The sequence below is a fragment of the Salinivibrio socompensis S35 genome (assembly GCF_000513715.1).
Lineage (GTDB): Bacteria > Pseudomonadota > Gammaproteobacteria > Enterobacterales > Vibrionaceae > Salinivibrio > Salinivibrio socompensis.
This window is the reverse complement of the sequence record NZ_AQOD01000030.1, coordinates 1-17,838: the sequence shown is the minus strand read 5'-3', so window position 1 is coordinate 17,838 and position 17,838 is coordinate 1. Positions and strand designations below refer to the sequence as shown.

Below are 17,838 nucleotides of genomic sequence, written 5' to 3'. Positions count from 1 at the left end.
TGATTAACATTAGTGTGCATTGATAGTTGAAGTCTCTAAGATGAAAGCGCTAGGCAGAGGCTTGTGTGCCTCTCAAGTCATTAGCCAGTTAAGCTTTAGCGTTAGCGCCCAAAGGTTCAGTATAAACAGTAATTTGTACCGTTTTTTGTCTTTTGTGGTGAATAAAGTGCTAAGTCATCTTTACTTTACCAGCTAAACGTTTTTTTATGTGACGTTAATGTAGTGAAATATGAGTTTTTAATCTCATTTTATGGCAAAATACTTCAGGTTTATGGCAAAACATAGCGTTGATTGGTAATGTTTTGCCTTTAGTCGCGCAGCGAGGCGTAGTACAACTTTTTGAGTTGTGCAAGTGGACCCTTCCGCCGGCTGCGACGATTGTCATGGATGCAATAGCGATTGTTATGGAGTTACACGATGAAGCTAAACACGATCACCCGAACCCTCTTTATGGGCGCTGGCCTTTCTCTGGCTCTCGCAGGATGCAGTGAACCCGAGCAAAAACAGACCTCCCAAACAGCCCCTGAACAAAAAACTGAAACCGCCGCGGGCGAACCTCAACTTGCTGATGTACAAGAGCTGGTTCGTGGTAATGGGGCGGAAGTTGCTTCTCTCGACCCACACAAAACACAAGGTGTGCCTGAGTCGCATGTTATTCGTGACTTACTAGAAGGCCTGGTTAACCAGGATGCAGACGGTAACGTCATTCCTGGCGTCGCTGAGCGTTGGGAAAACAAAGATAACAAAGTCTTTACCTTCTACTTGCGTGATGAAGCTAAGTGGTCAAACGGGGATCCCGTTACGGCGCAAGACTTTGAATACAGCTTTAAACGTGTCGCTGACCCGATGACGGCGTCGCCCTATTCATGGTACCTGGGTTATACCCACATGGAGAACGCGAAAGCCATCATCAAAGGTGACCAAGACAAAGACACATTAGGTGTGAAAGCACTCGACGATCACACGCTACAGATCACGCTTGACTCCGCGGTACCGTACTTGGTGAAAATGATGGGTCACACCACCATGAAGCCAGTGCATAAAGAAACGGTAGAAAAATATGGTGATCAGTGGACCAAGCCGGAAAACTTTGTTGGTAATGGCGCGTTTGTGGTTGGTAACTGGGTGATCAACGAGCGTATCGAATTAACACGTAACGACCAGTATTGGGATAACGAAAATACTACACTCGATAAAGTCACTTTCTTGCCAATTGAAAATCAAGTCTCAGAGATGAACCGCTATTTGGCCGGTGAAATTGACATGACCTATGAAATCCCCAATGAGCATTTTCGTCGTTTGAAAAACGAGCATCCAGACGATCTCTCTATCGTGGGTAATCTGTGTAGCTATTACTACATCTTCAATAGCAAGCGTGAACCGTTTGACGATGTCCGTATACGCAAAGCGCTGTCTTATGCCATTGACCGCAACGTGATCACGGATGCGTTGCTCGGCCAAGGCCAAAAACCAGCGTATTTCTTGACACCAGAAATCACCGCCGGATTTGAACCTGAGTTACCAGAATACGCCAAGATGACCCAAGAAGAGCGTGATGCAGAAGCCAAACGTCTGCTTAAAGAGGCAGGGTTTGATGAAAGTAATCCACTGGATTTCTCACTGCTGTATAACACCAGTGAAAACCACAAAAAACTGGCAGTAGCGATTGGCCAAATGTGGAAAGACAAATTGGGTGTGTCTGTTGATCTGAATAACCAAGAGTGGAAAACCTACTTAAGCACCAAAGATGAGGGTAACTTTGACGTGGCGCGTGCCGGTTGGTGTGGTGATTATAACGAAGCGTCTACTTTCCTCAGCTTGATGCGGAGTTCTAATTCGGCAGGGGGTGTTCACTACGATAGTCAAGCGTATGACGCTATCATGCAAAAAGCGATGACCACCACCGATGAAGCGGAACGCAGCAAACTGTATCTTGATGCAGAGGCACAAATGGCAAAAGATATGCCGATTGCGCCGATTTATCAGTATGTAAAAGCGCGTCTGCTTAGCCTCAAGTGGGAGCTTCCCAGCCAACAATGCGGAAGAGAAGATCTTTTCCAAGGATCTTTACATCAAAGCGGAGTAACGCCTGATTCATCTGTGCAGCAAGGGGTCGCTCATCGCGACTCCTTTGCTGGTTGTCGCGGTTGGTGACATCACCTCAGGCAGCGCTAGCTGTGATTCTCAAAATAACATGGAACAGCTCATGCTTATGCTAGAGCTAATGTTGACGGTAGAGCTATGTTAAAATTTATCGCTAAGCGAATTTTGGAAGCGATTCCAACGTTGTTGGTCTTAATCACTGTTTCTTTCTTCTTGATGCGGTTTGCGCCTGGCAACCCTTTTTCAAGTGAACGTCCATTGCCGCCTGCGGTAATGGAAAATATTAATGCCAAATACGGCTTAGATAAGCCGGTGTTTGAGCAGTACACCACCTATTTAGGCAATATCTTACAAGGGGATTTTGGTCCCTCGTTTAAATATATTGACTATTCTGTGAATGAGTTGATTGCAGGCTCGCTCCCGGTTTCGGCGCAAATCGGCGCGATAGCATTTGTGTTCACCCTTCTGTTTGGGGTCACCATCGGCACCATCGCTGCGCTCAAACAAAACACCTGGATTGACTACACCATTATGTCCACCGCGATGCTCGGGGTGGTGATGCCATCGTTCGTCCTCGCCCCTGTGCTTATTTATATTTTCGCCATTAATTTGGGCTGGTTACCGGCAGGTGGCTGGCAAGGGGGAGGCTGGCACTTCATGGTGCTGCCAGTGATTGGGATGTCGTTGCTCTATGTTGCCACGTTTGCACGTGTGACCCGTGGCAGTATGATCGAAACGTTGAACAGTAACTTTATTCGTACTGCTCGAGCAAAAGGGCTTAGCTATCCAACCATTATTGTTAAACATGCTTTAAAGCCTGCCATGTTGCCCGTTGTTTCTTACATGGGACCCGCTTTTGTGGGGATTATTACCGGATCGGTGGTTATCGAAACTATCTTTGGTTTGCCCGGTATCGGTAAGCTATTTGTGAATGCTGCGTTTAACCGCGACTATTCATTAGTGCTTGGCTGTACGATTCTGATCGGGGCGCTGACGATTATTTTTAACGCTATTGTCGATATCCTGCTGGCGTATATCGATCCTAAGATCCGTTACTAGGGGTGACATAATGCTGACGAAAAAAGAAAACATTGATGCCCTAGAAAGCTTCGCTGAAGAAGTCGATGTAAAAGGGCGAAGCCTCTGGCAGGATGCGACTATACGTTTTAAACGTAACCGAGCGGCGATGGCTAGTTTGGTGATCCTAATTATCATCGGTTTGAGTGTCATATTTGGGCCCTCTCTGAGTGCCTACGCTTACGATGCGACCGATTGGTATGCCATTCATTCGGCCCCGACACTGGGTCTTGATGGCCACTGGTTCGGCACGGATGCCCTCGGGCGAGACTTGTTTACGCGCACCATGATGGGCGGACGTATTTCCATCATGGTCGGTGTGATGGGTGCGCTAGTCGCGGTACTAATAGGCACATTATATGGCGCAACCTCTGGCTTTATCGGCGGTCGTACCGATGCCGTAATGATGCGCTTGGTTGAGATCTTACAATCAATCCCATTCATGTTCTTCGTGATTGTGTTGGTGACCTTCTTTGGCCGTAATATCGTGCTGATCTTCGTTGCCATTGGTTGTATTGCGTGGCTGGACATGGCTCGTATTGTCCGTGGACAAACGCTGAGTCTGCGCAGTAAAGAGTTTGTTGAGGCGGCGCATGTCTCCGGTGTCAGCACGCGTCATATTATTACGCGCCACATCGTGCCGAACGTGTTGGGTATTGTGGCGGTTTATTCGACCTTGCTGGTCCCGAACATGATCCTGTTCGAATCTTTCCTCAGTTTCTTGGGGCTGGGGGTGCAAGAGCCAATGACCAGCTGGGGGGCTTTGTTGCAAGAAGGGGCACAAACCATGGAAATCGCAATCTGGCAGTTGCTGTTCCCGGCCACCTTTATGGTTCTTACGCTATTTTGTTTTAACTATGTCGGTGACGGCTTGCGTGATGCCTTGGATCCAAAAGACAGATAATCATCTGTTTTTGCGACAGTAAAAAACGCAATAATATGAAAAGCGTAGGTTTATTTCCTGCGCTTTTTTGTTACTGTTAAATCAGTGTTTCAAGGATGAGAATCGGCAAAGATTTTTGCTGACTAATGACAAAGGAGCTGTCATGCGATCTCTCTCTATTCAATGGAAGGTCACATTGGTGGCCAGTTTGTGCGTCGCCGTTACCGCGGTAACCTTGCTCGCTTTTTCGACTTACGTGAATAACCAGTTTCAGCAAACAGTCAGTCAAGCTAGTACGCAAACGTTACGTAGCGCTGCCCAGCGTCTCGCTACCAGCCAAGCACAAGTTCAAGCCACCCATGTTCAACGCTCGCTGGATGAAGCCGTGTACCGTGCACAAATGCTGGCGCAGAGTGTGGTGTACCTGCAATACAATGCTGAGCAAAATTTTACCGACAGTGGTGAGCTTCGCGGCTCAATCAATGAGTTGGTTCGGCGCTCAGTCGACAATTTCGATACGGTACAAGCCGCGTTTGTGGTGTTCAAGCCTAACGCACTCGATCAAGAAGATGATTTTTATCAGCTCGATACAGAACGTGGCGCCAATGCTGCAGGACGTTTTGCCAGTCGCTGGCAACAACGTGGCGATGAACTACAAGGTTCAGTTCTGAGTGAAACGCAAATTAATAATGACAATACAAATGGTCGCCAACAAGCGGTGAACCACTGGTATCAGTGTCCACTGAGCCGGGGAGCGGCCTGTGTGTCTGCGCCCGAACAAGGTGACAACAGCTTGAGTGTCACTATTTCCTCACCGCTAATGCGCGATGGACAAGTGCTGGGTGTACTTGGGATTGATATCCGTCTTGACGGGTTACAGTCAGTGATTGTCGCGGCAGATAACGCGTTGTTTGACGGTGCCGGCAATGTCAGTGTGTTGAGCCAAGAGGGACGCTTGGTCGCGTCTGATCAATCGCAAGCCATCGGCGGGACGGTAGATGATTTGCCATCGACCCCAAATGCAATGAATACGTGGCTGACGCAAGGGCAACCTCAGGCTATGTGGCAAAACGGTCAGTTGATGACCTACGTGCCGATTGCTTTGCCAGGGAGCACCTGGGGAACCCTTATCACCTTGCCTGAAAATATTTTATTGTCCGAGGCGAACCAATTAAGCGAACAAATTACCGCACAACGCAGCCAAGCAGCGTGGACTGAGCGTACGTTGGGGGTTGTAGCCACTCTTCTCGCCTTGGCTATCGCCGGCGTGGCGGCACGTCAAATTGTTAAACCCCTGACACTACTGGCTGAGCGATTGGCAGAAATTGCAGATGGTGATGGCGACCTCACGCAACGTATCCAGCTTAAAAATCGTGATGAAATCGGCGTACTGGCGGGGCGCTTTAACCGATTTCTGGATAAGCTCCAACCTATCATGGCGGATGTAATCAATAGCGTTGCAGAAGCGGAACATACTGCCAAAGAAGCTGCGCGAGTAGCCGCGCAAACCCGAGATGGCAGTCGCGAACAAGTGTCGAGCCTGGATGCGGTGGCCACGGCGTCAGAAGAAATGACCCAGACAGCCTCCCAGGTCGCCAGTCATACCGAGTCAGCTTTGACTGCGGCAACAGCAGTCAATACGGCCACCGAAAACGGTGAAAAAATTGTGACGGGTTCGTCTCAGGCGATGACGCGCTTGGTGGAAACGCTCAACGGCGCGACCCATGATGCCCAAGCTTTGCAAAAGAGTAGCCAGGACATCACCGAGATCCTGACGGTGATTGATACCATGTCAGAGCAAACCAACTTGCTGGCGTTAAATGCGGCTATCGAGGCGGCGCGTGCCGGTGAGCAAGGACGTGGATTTGCAGTAGTGGCGGACGAAGTACGTGACTTGTCACAGCGTACGAATCAATCTATTTCTCAAATTCGTGAGGTGATTGACGCCTTGCAATCCGGTGCGCAGTCAGTCGTCTCAGCCATTAATGATGGGAATAAGCTAGCGGATGATACAGCGGAAAAAGTGCAAGAAACCGTGACAAGTTTGGATCAAATTCGTACCGCGATGCAGGATATGACTGGGCTTAACAGTGAAATCAGCGCGGCTGCAGAGCAACAAAGCGCCGTGTCAGGTGATGTGACCCAAAATGTGACCCATATTCGTGAGCGCAGTGATGAGCTATTGTCGCATGCCGAGTCAGCCGCCAGCATTGCCAGTCAGTTAGAGGCACTGGCAGGCCGTCAGCGAGCGCTCACGGCCCAGTTTAAAGTCTAGCGTTAGCTCATAAACTCGCGCTTATTCTGGTGCTTCATCTAAGGGATACCAGTAGCCGCGATTGACCCATAAGGTCAGCATTGGCCAAAAGAGGGGGCTTTCCGTTGCGCAGCCAAGCGTTTCCCAGTCAATGAAGCGCTGGTTGCACAGCGTCGCCGTGAGTGACTCACAGTCTTGTGGTAAATCAAAGCTTTCACCGAGCATAAAAATTAACTCAGGTTGATCAGCATGATAAAACGCACGTAGGCCACTGAGTTTTTCCAAACACAAACCGTCTGCCATGGCGGCTTTGAGGCTGTCCGGCTGCCACTGCGGATCCGGGCTGAGTAAATCCAGCTCATGCCGAGCTTGAGATAAAAACTCACCAATCCAGCGCTTTTTGCGACTCTCGTCGTGCATCAAGGCCATCATCATCTCATCCATCTGAGCAAGATGTTGTGGGTCGAGAGCTGCCGGTGCGTCTGGCTGCGCTGACATCTCGGGCCAATGGAAATGATTATCGCCCGCTTCATCCACGATCACTTGATCCGCATAGCTACTGAGTAGCTCTCTGGCTTTTGGCGACCGATAACCAATGGAATAGCTGAGCGAAGGTTCTAGCGTATCGCCTTCGTGTGGAAAGCCTGGTGGAATATAAAGAATATCGCCCGGCTCTAATTCCACGTCGATTATGGCATCGAAGCCAGTGATTTGCTTGAGACCTGTCTCGAGGTTCGCATCTTGATAATCGCCTTTCGGCCCGACGCGCCAGCGACGACGACCTTGGCCTTGCACGATAAAGACATCGTATTGGTCGATATGGGGCCCAACGCCACCCTGAGGCTGGGAATAGCACACCATCACATCATCAAACAACCATTGCGGCAGCGAAGCAAAGGCATCACCCAGCTCACGCACACCAGGATGCCAATGGTTAGCCGCTTGCACAACTAATTGTGAATGCGTTTCTGGGAAATCATCGAAGTGCTCAAAAGGGCCGTTTGCTACTTGCCACTGACCATTTACTTGAGTGACTAGACGAGAATCAATGTCTTCTTCCATCGCCAGGCCAGCTACTTCTTCTGGCTCAATCGGATCGTCAAAATCTGCCAGACCTTGTCGGATCACCGTCGGCGCTTGGTGCCAGTAACTGGCCATAAACTCGGTGAGTGAAAATTGAAATTGGTACATAGTGACCTAGATTACGAAATTTGCGGCAGTATACCTTGCTATAATTCTGGGTGCGAATCGGTACAAAAACGGCCACCGCAGAGGGTGACCGACAATCACTGATGGCTAAGAGTGAACGAGGCTTAGAGTTTATCGGTTAAGTTAACCGCGTCGCCAATGTAGTTAGCCGGTGTCATTTGCTTCAAGCGCGTTTTTTCATGCTCTGGTAAATCGAGGCCATCAATAAAGGCACGCATACCTTCGCCATCCACCCGCTTGCCACGCGTCAGCTCTTTCAGCTTCTCATAGGGTTTTTCAATGCCATAGCGGCGCATCACGGTTTGGATAGGCTCGGCGAGCACTTCCCAGTTTTTATCGAGTTCAGTTTCCAGTGCGGCTTGATTCACTTCTAGCTTGCTGATCCTTTAAGGGTCGATGCATAAGCAATCATGGTGTAACCCACGCCGACACCCAGGTTACGTAATACCGTCGAATCAGTCAGATCACGCTGCCAACGGGAGATCGGCAGTTTTTGTCCCAAGTGCGAGAAAATGGCATTCGCCAGGCCGAGGTTACCTTCCGAGTTTTCGAAATCAATTGGGTTCACTTTATGTGGCATGGTCGACGAGCCAATTTCACCTTCAATCGTTTTTTGCTTGAAGTGACCCAGTGCGATATAGCCCCAGATATCACGATTAAAATCGATCAAAATGGTGTTAAAACGCGCCACGGCATCAAAGAGTTCAGCAATGTAGTCATGCGGCTCAATCTGAGTGGTGTACGGGTTCCAGTCGATACCGAGCGAAGTGACAAAGGCTTCACTGTAGGCGTGCCAATCGATCTCTGGATAGGCCGATAAATGCGCGTTGTAGTTACCCACCGCGCCATTGATTTTACCCAAAATTTCCGTGCTTTTGACTTGCTTGATCTGACGCGCGAGGCGGTAAGCCACATTCGCCATTTCTTTGCCCATAGTCGATGGCGACGCCGGTTGGCCGTGGGTACGCGATAGCATCGGCACGTCGCGGAATTGTTGTGCTAAGTCTTTCACCGCATCGGCAAGACGCTGCATGTCCGGTAAAATCACCGTATCGCGCGCTTCTTTAAGCATCAGCGCGTGCGACAGGTTATTGATATCTTCGGAGGTGCAGGCAAAGTGAATAAACTCGCTGACCGCATGGATTTCCGGGTGGTGAGCAATCTTCTCTTTTAAAAAGTATTCAACCGCTTTGACGTCATGGTTGGTGGTGCGCTCAATCTCTTTGATTCGGGCGGCGTCTTGCTCATCAAATTCGGCGGCAATTCGATCGAGGAGGGCGTTGGCGTCATCGCTAAAGGCAGGCACTTCTTTGATGCTGTCAGTGGCAGCCAAGGTTTGCAGCCAGCGAATTTCAACGATGGTGCGATACTTTAGCAATCCAAATTCACTGAAAATCGATCGTAACGCAATCGTTTTCGTACCATATCGGCCATCGACCGGGGAAACAGCAGTCAGCGCTGACAGTTCCATTTTATGTCTCCTGAGTTCAATCTGATTAGCTACGGGCTAGGATAGTTTTGGCCTGCTCAACCATTTGTTTACGACCAAAAATGAGATGTCGGCGTTTACCGCCTACCTGGCGCCATAGTACGGCACTACGGATACCAGATAACAAAAGGGCACGCACACGATGTTGCACGCCGGTTTGCTGTAGATGTTGAGGATCACCAGAGACCTGAATACGTGGGCCAAGTGGGCTGATCACGTCGAGGTAAATACTGGCAAGATTACTGATCATTTGCTCATCGAGCAGATCAAAGTGGCTCGTTTGACGCTCGATGGTTTCAATCCGATCGCCCAGTTGCGCCATCGCATCGCGACGGCTGGCAAGTTTGCGCTCCAAGGCAAGCAAGTTGATCAAATAACGCATCAGCTCGCTGCCATTGTTGCTATTATCCAGCTGCTGATCAGCGCTTCTAAGCCTAAATGGAGCCCTGCTTCACCACCACCAGAGGTATTACCCACCTCACCACGAAATACATCCAGGGTAGAGGGGGGATTGGTTATGACGATGCTACTCAAGCTGGTACTTAGCGCGTCTTGGTCGCAATAGCCCTGACGGGACACATCTTGTACTAACTTCGCTGCCTGACAAATGCTTGCAAAAGCGAGGGTGCGATCATAAATCGTCTCTGCCACTGGTCACGGCTCCTTAAATACGTTGCTCGATAATGCCACCGCCTAAGCACACGTCGCCGTCATAAAAAACAGCGGATTGGCCAGGCGTGACAGCAATTTGCGGCTCGTCGAATATCACTTTTATCGTGTCACTATCAACAGGCGTGATAGTACATGATATATCGTGTTGACGATATCGGGTTTTGACCGTGCAGCGGCGTGTCTCGGTCACATTCTCGCGATCGACCCAGTGCAATTGGGCAGCCATTAAGCCTGTAGAGAATAAGCGTGGGTGCTCATGGCCTTGGCCGACAATCAATATATTGCGCGCCACGTCTTTATCAACCACATACCAAGGCGCTTCGCTGCCATTACCGCCTTTCAGTCCACCAATGCCTAAGCCTTTACGTTGGCCGAGGGTATGGTACATCAAGCTTGATGCTCCCCGATGTTCTCACCGTCGGTCGTCTCGATTGGCCCTGGTTGCGCGGGCAAATATTGAGATAAAAAGTCAGTAAATTTGCGCTCACCGATGAAGCAAATCCCGGTGGAGTCTTTTTTCTTTGCGGTCACCAACCTTGTTCTTCAGCAATTTGGCGCACTTGTGGCTTCTCAAGATCGCCAACAGGGAACAGGCTACGTTCGACTTGATCATGGCTTAGGGTATAGAGGAAGTAGCTTTGATCTTTATTGTTATCTAAGCCGCGCAGCATTTGCGCTTTTTCGCCGTTTTCAGGGAAGGTGCGACGGACATAATGGCCCATTGCAATATAATCAGCGTCTAGCACTTCGTCGGCAAAGTCGAGAAATGCCTTAAATTTAATTTCTTTATTGCACAGAATATCGGGATTCGGCGTGCGACCCGCTTTGTACTCGGTCAAAAAATGCTCGAATACGTTATCCCAATACTCAGCGGCAAAATTAATGGTGTGTAGCTCAATGCCCAGCTTATCGCAGACATCTTGCGCATCGGCCAAGTCTTCTGCAGCAGAGCAGTATTCCTCGTTGTCATCTTCTTCCCAGTTTTTCATAAACAGGCCTTCTACCTGATAACCCTGTTGTTTCAACAAGTAGGCAGAAACGGACGAATCAACACCGCCGGACATCCCGACAATCACTTTTTTGCTGCTGTTATCTGACATGGTGATCACAAATGCTGCTATCAATAAATGGATGCTGAGTTTAACAGAATCAAATCGCCGGATACAGATGTGATAGGGCTCACACGTTAGTCGTTATCCTCAGTGGATGGATGGTCGCGTGGCCTGCGACCGATTCCAGCTGGTGTTGATGCTATTAATAGCAATGACGGAGAGTACCTGTGATTGGGCACCGCGCAAAGACCCTCCGCGCCATGGATGGCGCGGCGGAGCCTCCAGGGATGGATTCACGGCGTGTCTCTGTGTGGTGCCCATCTTAGAGAAATGACGATAATTGCCGTGGGAGCCTCGTCTTATCGAGCTCTCTTCGACGGTGCGCGCTTGGGCGAGCGAGTGCGCCCTCGCGGTACYTTTCCTTTTGTAGCCCTTGGATTCCTTGGGTTTAGGTGTGAACTGCTCGAAGCCTTTCGGGGGAGCCACTTCACGCCATTGGCCCGGTTGTAAATCATCCAGTTGCCATGGGCCGAGTTGGGCGCGAATCAAGCGCAACGTCGGGTGACCGATATGGGCGGTCATCCGGCGTACTTGTCTATTTCGTCCTTCGTGCAGCACCACCTTAAGCCAGCTAGTCGGCTGGTTGGCGCGATAACGCACCGGCGGATGGCGTTCCCATATAGCGGGTGACGCCATTTTTGATACCTCGGCGGGTAGCGTCAGACCATCTTTAAGCTCCACGCCGTCGCAAAGCGCTTGGATCGCTTCATCGCTGGGCTCGCCTTCTACTTGGACCCAATAGGTTTTGGGGGATTTGGAGGACGGCTGAGTCAGCCTTGCTTGTAAGGCGCCGTTATTGGTGAGCACCAGCAACCCCTCGCTATCTTTATCGAGCCGACCGGCCGGATACACGTCTTTCACCGACACAATGTCAGCCAACGTGCTGTCACCGGGCTCGCCGCTAAATTGGGTCAACATGTTATAAGGTTTATTAACAATAATCACATTTGTGGCCACCACCGCCGCGCGCGAATCGTGAGCACGTTGAGATGATTTGGCTGTGGTGTTTGAAACAGCCTTTGATGCTGGCTGGGGGCGAGTTTTGTATGGCATAAGGGCTGTCAAATAGATTAAACGGCAAATGAGACTTTGGTATTATACACGTAATAATCTGTTTGGCGTGTTGTATGAATTCGAGTATCCTCGATGCGCATCTTACACAAAGATAACAAATGGACGCTAGGAGATTAAAATGGAAAGTAAAGTAGTTGTACCGGCGGAAGGTCAGAAGATAACTCTCGACGGCACAAAACTGGTAGTCCCTAACCACCCTGTGATCCCTTACATTGAAGGGGATGGCATCGGGATGGATGTTAGCCCTGCAATGATTAAAGTGGTTGATGCTGCGATTGCAAAAGCCTACAACGGTGAACGCAAGATTTCATGGATGGAAATCTACACCGGTGAGAAGTCCACCAAGGTTTATGGTGACGATCAATGGCTGCCAGCTGAAACCCTCGATTTTATCCGTGAATACAAAGTGGCGATTAAAGGCCCACTGACCACCCCAGTGGGTGGTGGTATTCGTTCTCTGAACGTGGCGCTTCGTCAAGAGCTTGACCTCTACATCTGTGCGCGTCCGGTACGTTACTTCACTGGCGTTCCTAGCCTCTGAAAAAGCCAGAAGATACCGATATGGTGATCTTCCGCGAAAACTCAGAAGACATCTACGCGGGTGTTGAGTTTAAAGCCGGCACCGCGGAAGCCGATAAAGTGATCAAATTCCTGCGCGAAGAAATGGGTGCCAACAAAATCCGTTTCCCAGAGCAATGCGGTATCGGTATCAAGCCGATTTCAGAAGAAGGCACCAAACGCTTAGTTCGTGCGGCGATTGAGTACACCATCGAGAACGACCGTGACTCTCTGACCATCGTCCACAAAGGTAACATCATGAAGTTTACCGAAGGGGCGTTTAAAGACTGGGCCTATGAAGTCGCCAACAAAGAGTTTGGTGCTGAGTTGCTCGACGGTGGCCCTTGGATGACGATGAAGAATCCAAAAACCGGCAAAGAAATCATCATTAAAGACTCGATTGCGGATGCCTTCTTGCAGCAAATCCTGTTGCGCCCAGCGGAATATGATGTGATTGCCACCATGAACTTGAACGGTGATTACGTATCTGATGCCTTGGCAGCACAAGTGGGCGGGATTGGTATTGCCCCAGGTGCCAACATTGGTGACGGTGTTGCGCTGTTTGAAGCAACTCACGGTACCGCGCCAAAATATGCGGGCCAAGATAAGGTAAACCCAGGGTCGCTTATCCTGTCAGCAGAAATGATGCTCCGCCACATGGTTGGTTTGAAGCGGCTGATTTGGTGATCGAATCAATGGAAAAAACCATCGCGAACAAAACAGTGACGTATGACTTCGAGCGCCAAATGGAAGGCGCGAGCCTACGTAAATGCTCTGAATTTGCAGACGAAATGATCAAGCAAATGTAGTCACTGACTGCCAGTAAAAAAACGAAACCCGGCTCAGTCAGCCGGGTTTTTTTATGTCTCTTTATTAACGCCCAGTCAGATGAGGGGGCGCTATCCGCTCAGAGGGTTCACGATGAACGGTTAATCCATATCCTCCCACGACAACGCGGTGCCTTTGGTTAACGCGCGTTTGGCCCGTTTTCCGATCACGGCATCATAATGTTTCGGTGCTAGGCCAAAGCCGGGACGAATACTGCGCACGTTATCAGCCGTGAGTTGTTCACCGAGCGCGATATCCTCACAGACATACAAAGAACGCCTAAATTGCCGGTTGCTCGATTCAGCCTCGCGGGTAGTTAGCGCGCTTTCTCCTAACGCTTGCCAGGCCGCGCGGGTTTGTTCGCAGAGTGCACTGAGTGCCGGTGGCGTGAGCGAGAACGCAGCATCTGGCCCCCCCGAGTCTTCAGAGAGCATCACGTGTTTTTCAATCACGCACGCACCCAGCGCCACGGCAGTAATGGCAGCGGTATTGGTCAGCGAATGATCGGATAAACCTGCCAAGGTTTGATAGCGGGTGGCTAAGGTTGGAATGGTTCGCAGATGGCTTTGTTCAATCGGCGCGGGATAGGCGCTGATACAATGAAGCAACACCAGCTCACGACAGCCGTTATCACGGGCGGTCGCCACGGCCTCGGCAATCTCTGTCTCGTCAGCCATGCCGGTTGAAATGATCATCGGTTTACCGGTTTGCGCGGCATAGCGAATCAAGGGCAAGTCAATCGCCTCGAACGAGGCAATTTTATACGCGGGTGCGTTAAGATCTTCGAGCAAGTCAATCGCGGAGCAATCAAAAGGAGAGGAGAATAAGGTAACGCCTTCTTTTCTGGCGTGATCAAATAACGGCTTGTGCCACTCAAACGGGGTTTGTGCCCAGCGATATAGCTGGTGGAGACTATAGCCATCCCACAGTCCGCCTTTGATCTGAAACTCATCGTGGTCGCAATCAAGGGTAATGGTATCGGCGGTATAGCTTTGCATTTTGACCGCATCGGCACCGCAGGCTTTGGCCATGGAAATGGTTTGTTTGGCAAGCTCAAGGCTACCATTATGGTTCGCCGACATTTCGGCAATGATATAGGAGGATGCTGGGGACCGATCAAACGGCCTGTAATCTTAATGTCGTTGTTCATAAACCGTGTCGATATTCAGTTTGGTTTGAAGGGTACGGGCGCCTTGCTGCCACTCATCAGCGGACAAAGACAGGCACACAATCTCGACTGTTTTCCCCTCAGGCAGGGAAAAGGTGCGTTGCCGACTTTGCGGCGTTTCACGAAACCCAAAGCGTTGATGCAGCCGTACCACCCCCTGATTATGACTGAGCACTTCACAGTTCAATTGGGTCACGCCCAAGGTTTCAAACGCTAAGCGTAATGCGCCAAATTCCATGAGTGCGCCGCTGCCACGTGGTGCATCGGGGGCGGCGTAAAAAGCCCAGGTCGCACTTGTCCTATTCTCGCTATTTAGGTCAAGATTGACTACGCCAAGTGGCTTATCCGGTTGGCCGTCTACCTGCTTGTAAACGATATAGAAATAACGGTGCGCGTTGGCGAGCGTATGGCTGAACCATGCCTTGTGCTCTTCATCGCTTATTTCATGCTGGGTGTACATAAACTGGCGGACGGCGGGACGATTGCGCCAATGCCATAAAGTGTCACTGTCCGCGTGAGTCACCGCTCTAAAAATTAGTTGCATAAATCATGCTCCAAGGCCGCGACCACGCGCTCTGCGCCTTTTCCATCGGTGATCGCTGGCAGGGTAGGAAGCTGATGCCAGTTTGCCGCAAGGTGCTGCAGTGCAGACGCGTAATCTTGCCAGCGGGTGTGCTCACCGCGTCCTAAGTATTGATAGCCCGGCTGCCCGGCGAGATACTCGGCCATGGCGTGTTGGTTTTCCGCCACACACACCAAGGTGCTAGGCACCCCCAAGCAGCTGCGCTCAATGGCAGTCACGCCGGCGGCCCCAAATGCGTAGCGTGCCCGTGCCATGTGGGCATCAAAGTCCGACAGTGCTTCCACCACACTAACCCCATCGGGGACAGGCTCTTCACACAATGTATCGCGGTCTGGGTTGCGCCGGCCGGTGACAATTAATAGCGAGAAAGGCAGCCTATCGAGCTTCTGCTTTTCTCCTAGGTGTTGAACGGCTTCTAGGTGTTTGACCGCGTCCACGAGCTTGCGGCTTTCGCCGGTCGGATCGGTGCCGGAGAAAAAGGCGATTACCTTGTCTTCCCGCGGCGGCAGAGACGGATACAAGGCGGCAAATGCTGGACGTAATAGTGCATAGTCAGGCCCCAGTAAACACTGGGTCTGTGGATTTAAAAGCTGTGACGCGTAACGCGTGGTGCGGTCGGGCCAAGGGTTTTGGTCGAGCAGCAGATCGCAATCGTGGGGCCGATTGGCTAAATCATCGACTACCATCACCGGACAGCCCAATTGGGTGTGAATCGATTGTTCCCAGCGGGCGTCGAGGGCGTAATGATCCACCACCATTAAATCCACCGGCTGGTAAGCAACACATGCGGTTGTCTCTTCGGCATCTTGCCGCTGGCTCACACCAAGCCAATCGGTGTTGCTAAGCGAGTTTTCGGGGGCAGGCAACACCGCCACCGTTAAGCCTTGCTCTTGGCTAACCGCTATCAGGTTACCGGACAAGTCGCGACAGACCAAGGTTACCTGATGGCCAGACCCTTGAAGCATGCTAGCCAACACGTGCATGCGGCTGACGTGTCCGGTGCCTATCGCTTGGGAGGCATCGACTCGAATGGCAATATGGCTCATAGCAAGGCTTGTTGCTCCAACAGTTGATACATTAGCTCAGCGCGTAGCCAGTCATCCGGCTCATCAATGTCTTGCACGCGGTAATGAGGGATCAATACGGCTTTCGAGTGGGGGGCAAAAACCGGCTCGCGCGCTAAAAACGCACTTGGCGTGCCCCAGTAAAACATTCCCGCATCGTGGTAGGCCGGCTGTAAGTCTTGTGAACGGGTGGTGAAGTGCTCGGGCCACAACATGCTGACACTGCCATCGGCATCGACATGAATACTGCGCTGAATCGGAAAGGCGTAGCGGGTGGCGGCAAAACTGTATTTGACGGTGTCACCGTCCAGTAACGCTAAGCCTTGGCGCAAGTCATCCGCGGTGACAAAGGGGGTGGTAGCATACAGGCAGCATACCGCGTGCAAAGGCGTTTGCTGTGGCGACGGGTTAAGCCACTGGATCGCATGCTCAAGCACATCCAAGGTCGTAGCGTGATCGCCGGCAATCTCGGCGGGACGCACAAAAGGCACCTCAGCCCCTGCATCGCGCGCCACTCTGGCAATATCCTCGCAATCGGTGGAAACCAAGACGCGATCGAATAACCCACTTTGACGTGCGGTCGCAATGGCATAAGTAATAATGGGCGCACCGTTAAACCGTTTGAGGTTCTTACCCGGAATGCGTTTGCTGCCACCGCGGGCGGGAATAATGCATACATTCATTGGCTACGCTCCTCAATGGCTTTTTGTAGCGCAGCAATCACCGTATCTTGCTGTTGCTCGGTTAGATCGGGGTAAAGCGGCAAAGTGAGCGCGCCCGCGTAATACTGCTCGGCAAGCGGGAAGTCTCCGGGCTGGAAGCCCTGTGCTTGATAGTAAGGTTGCGTATGCACAGGAATATAGTGCACGTTCACGCCAATGCCTTGCGCACGCATTGCCTCAAAAACGGCGCGGCGTATGTCGGCGTGCTCAAGCTCAATTAAATACAAATGCCATGCCGATTCAGGGTCTAAAATGGGCCGCTTAACGGGCAAATCAGCCAGTGCTTGATGGTAGCGTTCAGCGAGTGCAAACCGTCTGGCGATAAAGGAACGAAGCTGGGTTAATTGTGAACGGCCAAGCGCGGCATGAATATCCGAGAGGCGATAGTTCATCCCCAATGCATGCTGTTCATACCCCCAAGGTGGCAGGGCAGCGTGGCTGTCTTCTGCATCACGGGTGATCCCGTGGCTACGCAACAGACGCAGCGCTTTCGCCAATGTGGCATGTTGGGTGGTGGCAACCCCGGCTTCTCCCGCGGTAACCACTTTGACCGGATGAAAACTAAATACGCTAATATCGCTGTACTGGCATCCACCCACCGACGCTTCTTGATAGGAGGTGCCCATCGCATGTGATGCATCCTCAATTATGGCTACCTGATAACGCTTGGCAAGCGCGGCAATCTCGGCCATTGGCGCACTGGCACCGGCCATATGCACCACCACCAGCACTTTGGGTAAGGTTTGAGTAGCGGCCGCTTGCGCCAGTTTTTTCGCGAGCTGCTGGGGGCATAGGTTACGGGGTGTTCGGGTCGATATCGACAAAGTCTACCGCGGCACCACAGTATCGGCCACAATTGGCTGACGCGACAAAGGTGATGGGCGAGGTCCATAAACGATCGTCTGGGCCTAACCCTAGCGCCAGACAAGCGAGATGCAGAGCAGATGTCGCGCTATTAACAGCGACCGCATGCGCAGCCCCGGTGAGTTCGGCGACGGCGGCTTCAAAGCCGGAACTGCGGGCCTTGGGTCGCGAGATGAAT

9 protein-coding genes and 7 pseudogenes are annotated in these 17,838 nt (G+C 51.2%); 5 read left to right on the top strand and 11 right to left on the bottom strand.

Going from position 1 to position 17,838, the window contains the following annotated elements; genetic code table 11:
* Nucleotides 1-417 precede the first annotated feature (417 nt).
* The 4 genes and pseudogenes from DZ54_RS19065 to DZ54_RS0104385 all read left to right on the top strand — a co-directional run bounded on the left by DZ54_RS19065 (nt 418) and on the right by DZ54_RS0104385 (nt 6,338).
* Nucleotides 418-2,086, top strand: a pseudogene (locus tag DZ54_RS19065) (ABC transporter substrate-binding protein).
* A gap of 155 nt (nt 2,087-2,241) precedes the next feature.
* Complete coding sequence (gene oppB / locus DZ54_RS0104395; RefSeq protein ID WP_025673215.1) at nt 2,242-3,162, top strand: oligopeptide ABC transporter permease OppB; 921 nt, start codon at nt 2,242-2,244, stop codon at nt 3,160-3,162.
* A gap of 10 nt (nt 3,163-3,172) precedes the next feature.
* Entirely contained in the window at nt 3,173-4,084 is a 912-nt protein-coding gene (gene oppC / locus DZ54_RS0104390) for an oligopeptide ABC transporter permease OppC (protein ID WP_025673214.1), read from the top strand.
* A gap of 142 nt (nt 4,085-4,226) precedes the next feature.
* On the top strand, nt 4,227-6,338 hold the full coding sequence (locus DZ54_RS0104385) for a methyl-accepting chemotaxis protein (RefSeq protein WP_025673213.1): 2,112 nt from the start codon (nt 4,227-4,229) through the stop codon (nt 6,336-6,338).
* Between the two features lie 21 nt (nt 6,339-6,359).
* Here the strand turns inward: DZ54_RS0104385 and DZ54_RS0104380 are convergent, their stop codons facing one another.
* The 5 genes and pseudogenes from DZ54_RS0104380 to DZ54_RS19045 all read right to left on the bottom strand — a co-directional run.
* Nucleotides 6,360-7,508 carry a ribosomal protein uL16 3-hydroxylase gene (locus DZ54_RS0104380; RefSeq protein ID WP_025673212.1) on the bottom strand — a complete coding sequence of 383 codons (1,149 nt, stop codon included), beginning with the start codon at nt 7,506-7,508 and terminating at the stop codon, nt 6,360-6,362.
* A gap of 122 nt (nt 7,509-7,630) precedes the next feature.
* Nucleotides 7,631-8,997: pseudogene (gene purB / locus DZ54_RS19060) on the bottom strand (adenylosuccinate lyase).
* 25 nt (nt 8,998-9,022) lie between these two features.
* Nucleotides 9,023-9,666, bottom strand: a pseudogene (gene hflD / locus DZ54_RS19055) (high frequency lysogenization protein HflD).
* A 13-nt stretch (nt 9,667-9,679) separates the two neighbouring features.
* Nucleotides 9,680-10,787: pseudogene (gene mnmA, locus DZ54_RS19050) on the bottom strand (tRNA 2-thiouridine(34) synthase MnmA).
* A gap of 426 nt (nt 10,788-11,213) precedes the next feature.
* A pseudogene (locus DZ54_RS19045) lies at nt 11,214-11,852 on the bottom strand (pseudouridine synthase); the annotation flags it as partial.
* Nucleotides 11,853-11,991: 139 nt separating this feature from the next.
* Here DZ54_RS19045 and icd point away from each other — a divergent pair.
* Nucleotides 11,992-13,240: pseudogene (gene icd, locus DZ54_RS19040) on the top strand (NADP-dependent isocitrate dehydrogenase).
* A gap of 120 nt (nt 13,241-13,360) precedes the next feature.
* Here the strand turns inward: icd and pseI are convergent.
* The 6 genes and pseudogenes from pseI to DZ54_RS26635 form a co-directional block, all read right to left on the bottom strand.
* Nucleotides 13,361-14,409 (bottom strand): annotated as a pseudogene (gene pseI, locus DZ54_RS19035) (pseudaminic acid synthase).
* Nucleotides 14,393-14,971, bottom strand: coding sequence for a UDP-4-amino-4,6-dideoxy-N-acetyl-beta-L-altrosamine N-acetyltransferase (pseH, locus tag DZ54_RS0104345; protein WP_025673210.1), 579 nt, complete (start codon nt 14,969-14,971; stop codon nt 14,393-14,395). The pseudogene pseI and the gene pseH overlap by 17 nt, the downstream one beginning before the upstream one ends.
* Nucleotides 14,962-16,056, bottom strand: a complete 1,095-nt coding sequence (pseG, locus tag DZ54_RS0104340; RefSeq protein ID WP_025673209.1) for a UDP-2,4-diacetamido-2,4,6-trideoxy-beta-L-altropyranose hydrolase — start codon at nt 16,054-16,056, stop codon at nt 14,962-14,964. The genes pseH and pseG overlap by 10 nt, the downstream gene beginning before the upstream one ends.
* Nucleotides 16,053-16,757, bottom strand: coding sequence for a pseudaminic acid cytidylyltransferase (pseF, locus tag DZ54_RS0104335; RefSeq protein ID WP_025673208.1), 705 nt, complete (start codon nt 16,755-16,757; stop codon nt 16,053-16,055). The genes pseG and pseF overlap by 4 nt, the downstream gene beginning before the upstream one ends.
* Nucleotides 16,754-17,620, bottom strand: a complete 867-nt coding sequence (locus DZ54_RS19030) for a DegT/DnrJ/EryC1/StrS family aminotransferase (protein ID WP_051415916.1) — start codon at nt 17,618-17,620, stop codon at nt 16,754-16,756. Before DZ54_RS19030 ends, pseF begins: the two co-directional genes overlap by 4 nt.
* Nucleotides 17,592-17,838 (bottom strand): DegT/DnrJ/EryC1/StrS family aminotransferase (locus tag DZ54_RS26635; RefSeq protein ID WP_276201979.1); only part of this gene is annotated, 247 nt, incomplete at its 5' end. The genes DZ54_RS26635 and DZ54_RS19030, both read right to left, overlap by 29 nt.

What these genes read in the sequence shown, in the direction of transcription:
- DZ54_RS0104385 (WP_025673213.1), top strand. Translation starts at nt 4,227, where the DNA reads ATGCGATCTCTCTCTATTCAATGGAAGGTCACATTGGTGGCCAGTTTG.
- oppB (WP_025673215.1), top strand. Translation starts at nt 2,242, where the DNA reads ATGTTAAAATTTATCGCTAAGCGAATTTTGGAAGCGATTCCAACGTTG.
- oppC (WP_025673214.1), top strand. Translation starts at nt 3,173, where the DNA reads ATGCTGACGAAAAAAGAAAACATTGATGCCCTAGAAAGCTTCGCTGAA.
- DZ54_RS0104380 (WP_025673212.1), bottom strand. Translation starts at nt 7,508, where the DNA reads ATGTACCAATTTCAATTTTCACTCACCGAGTTTATGGCCAGTTACTGG.
- pseF (WP_025673208.1), bottom strand. Translation starts at nt 16,757, where the DNA reads ATGAATGTATGCATTATTCCCGCCCGCGGTGGCAGCAAACGCATTCCG.
- pseG (WP_025673209.1), bottom strand. Translation starts at nt 16,056, where the DNA reads ATGAGCCATATTGCCATTCGAGTCGATGCCTCCCAAGCGATAGGCACC.
- pseH (WP_025673210.1), bottom strand. Translation starts at nt 14,971, where the DNA reads ATGCAACTAATTTTTAGAGCGGTGACTCACGCGGACAGTGACACTTTA.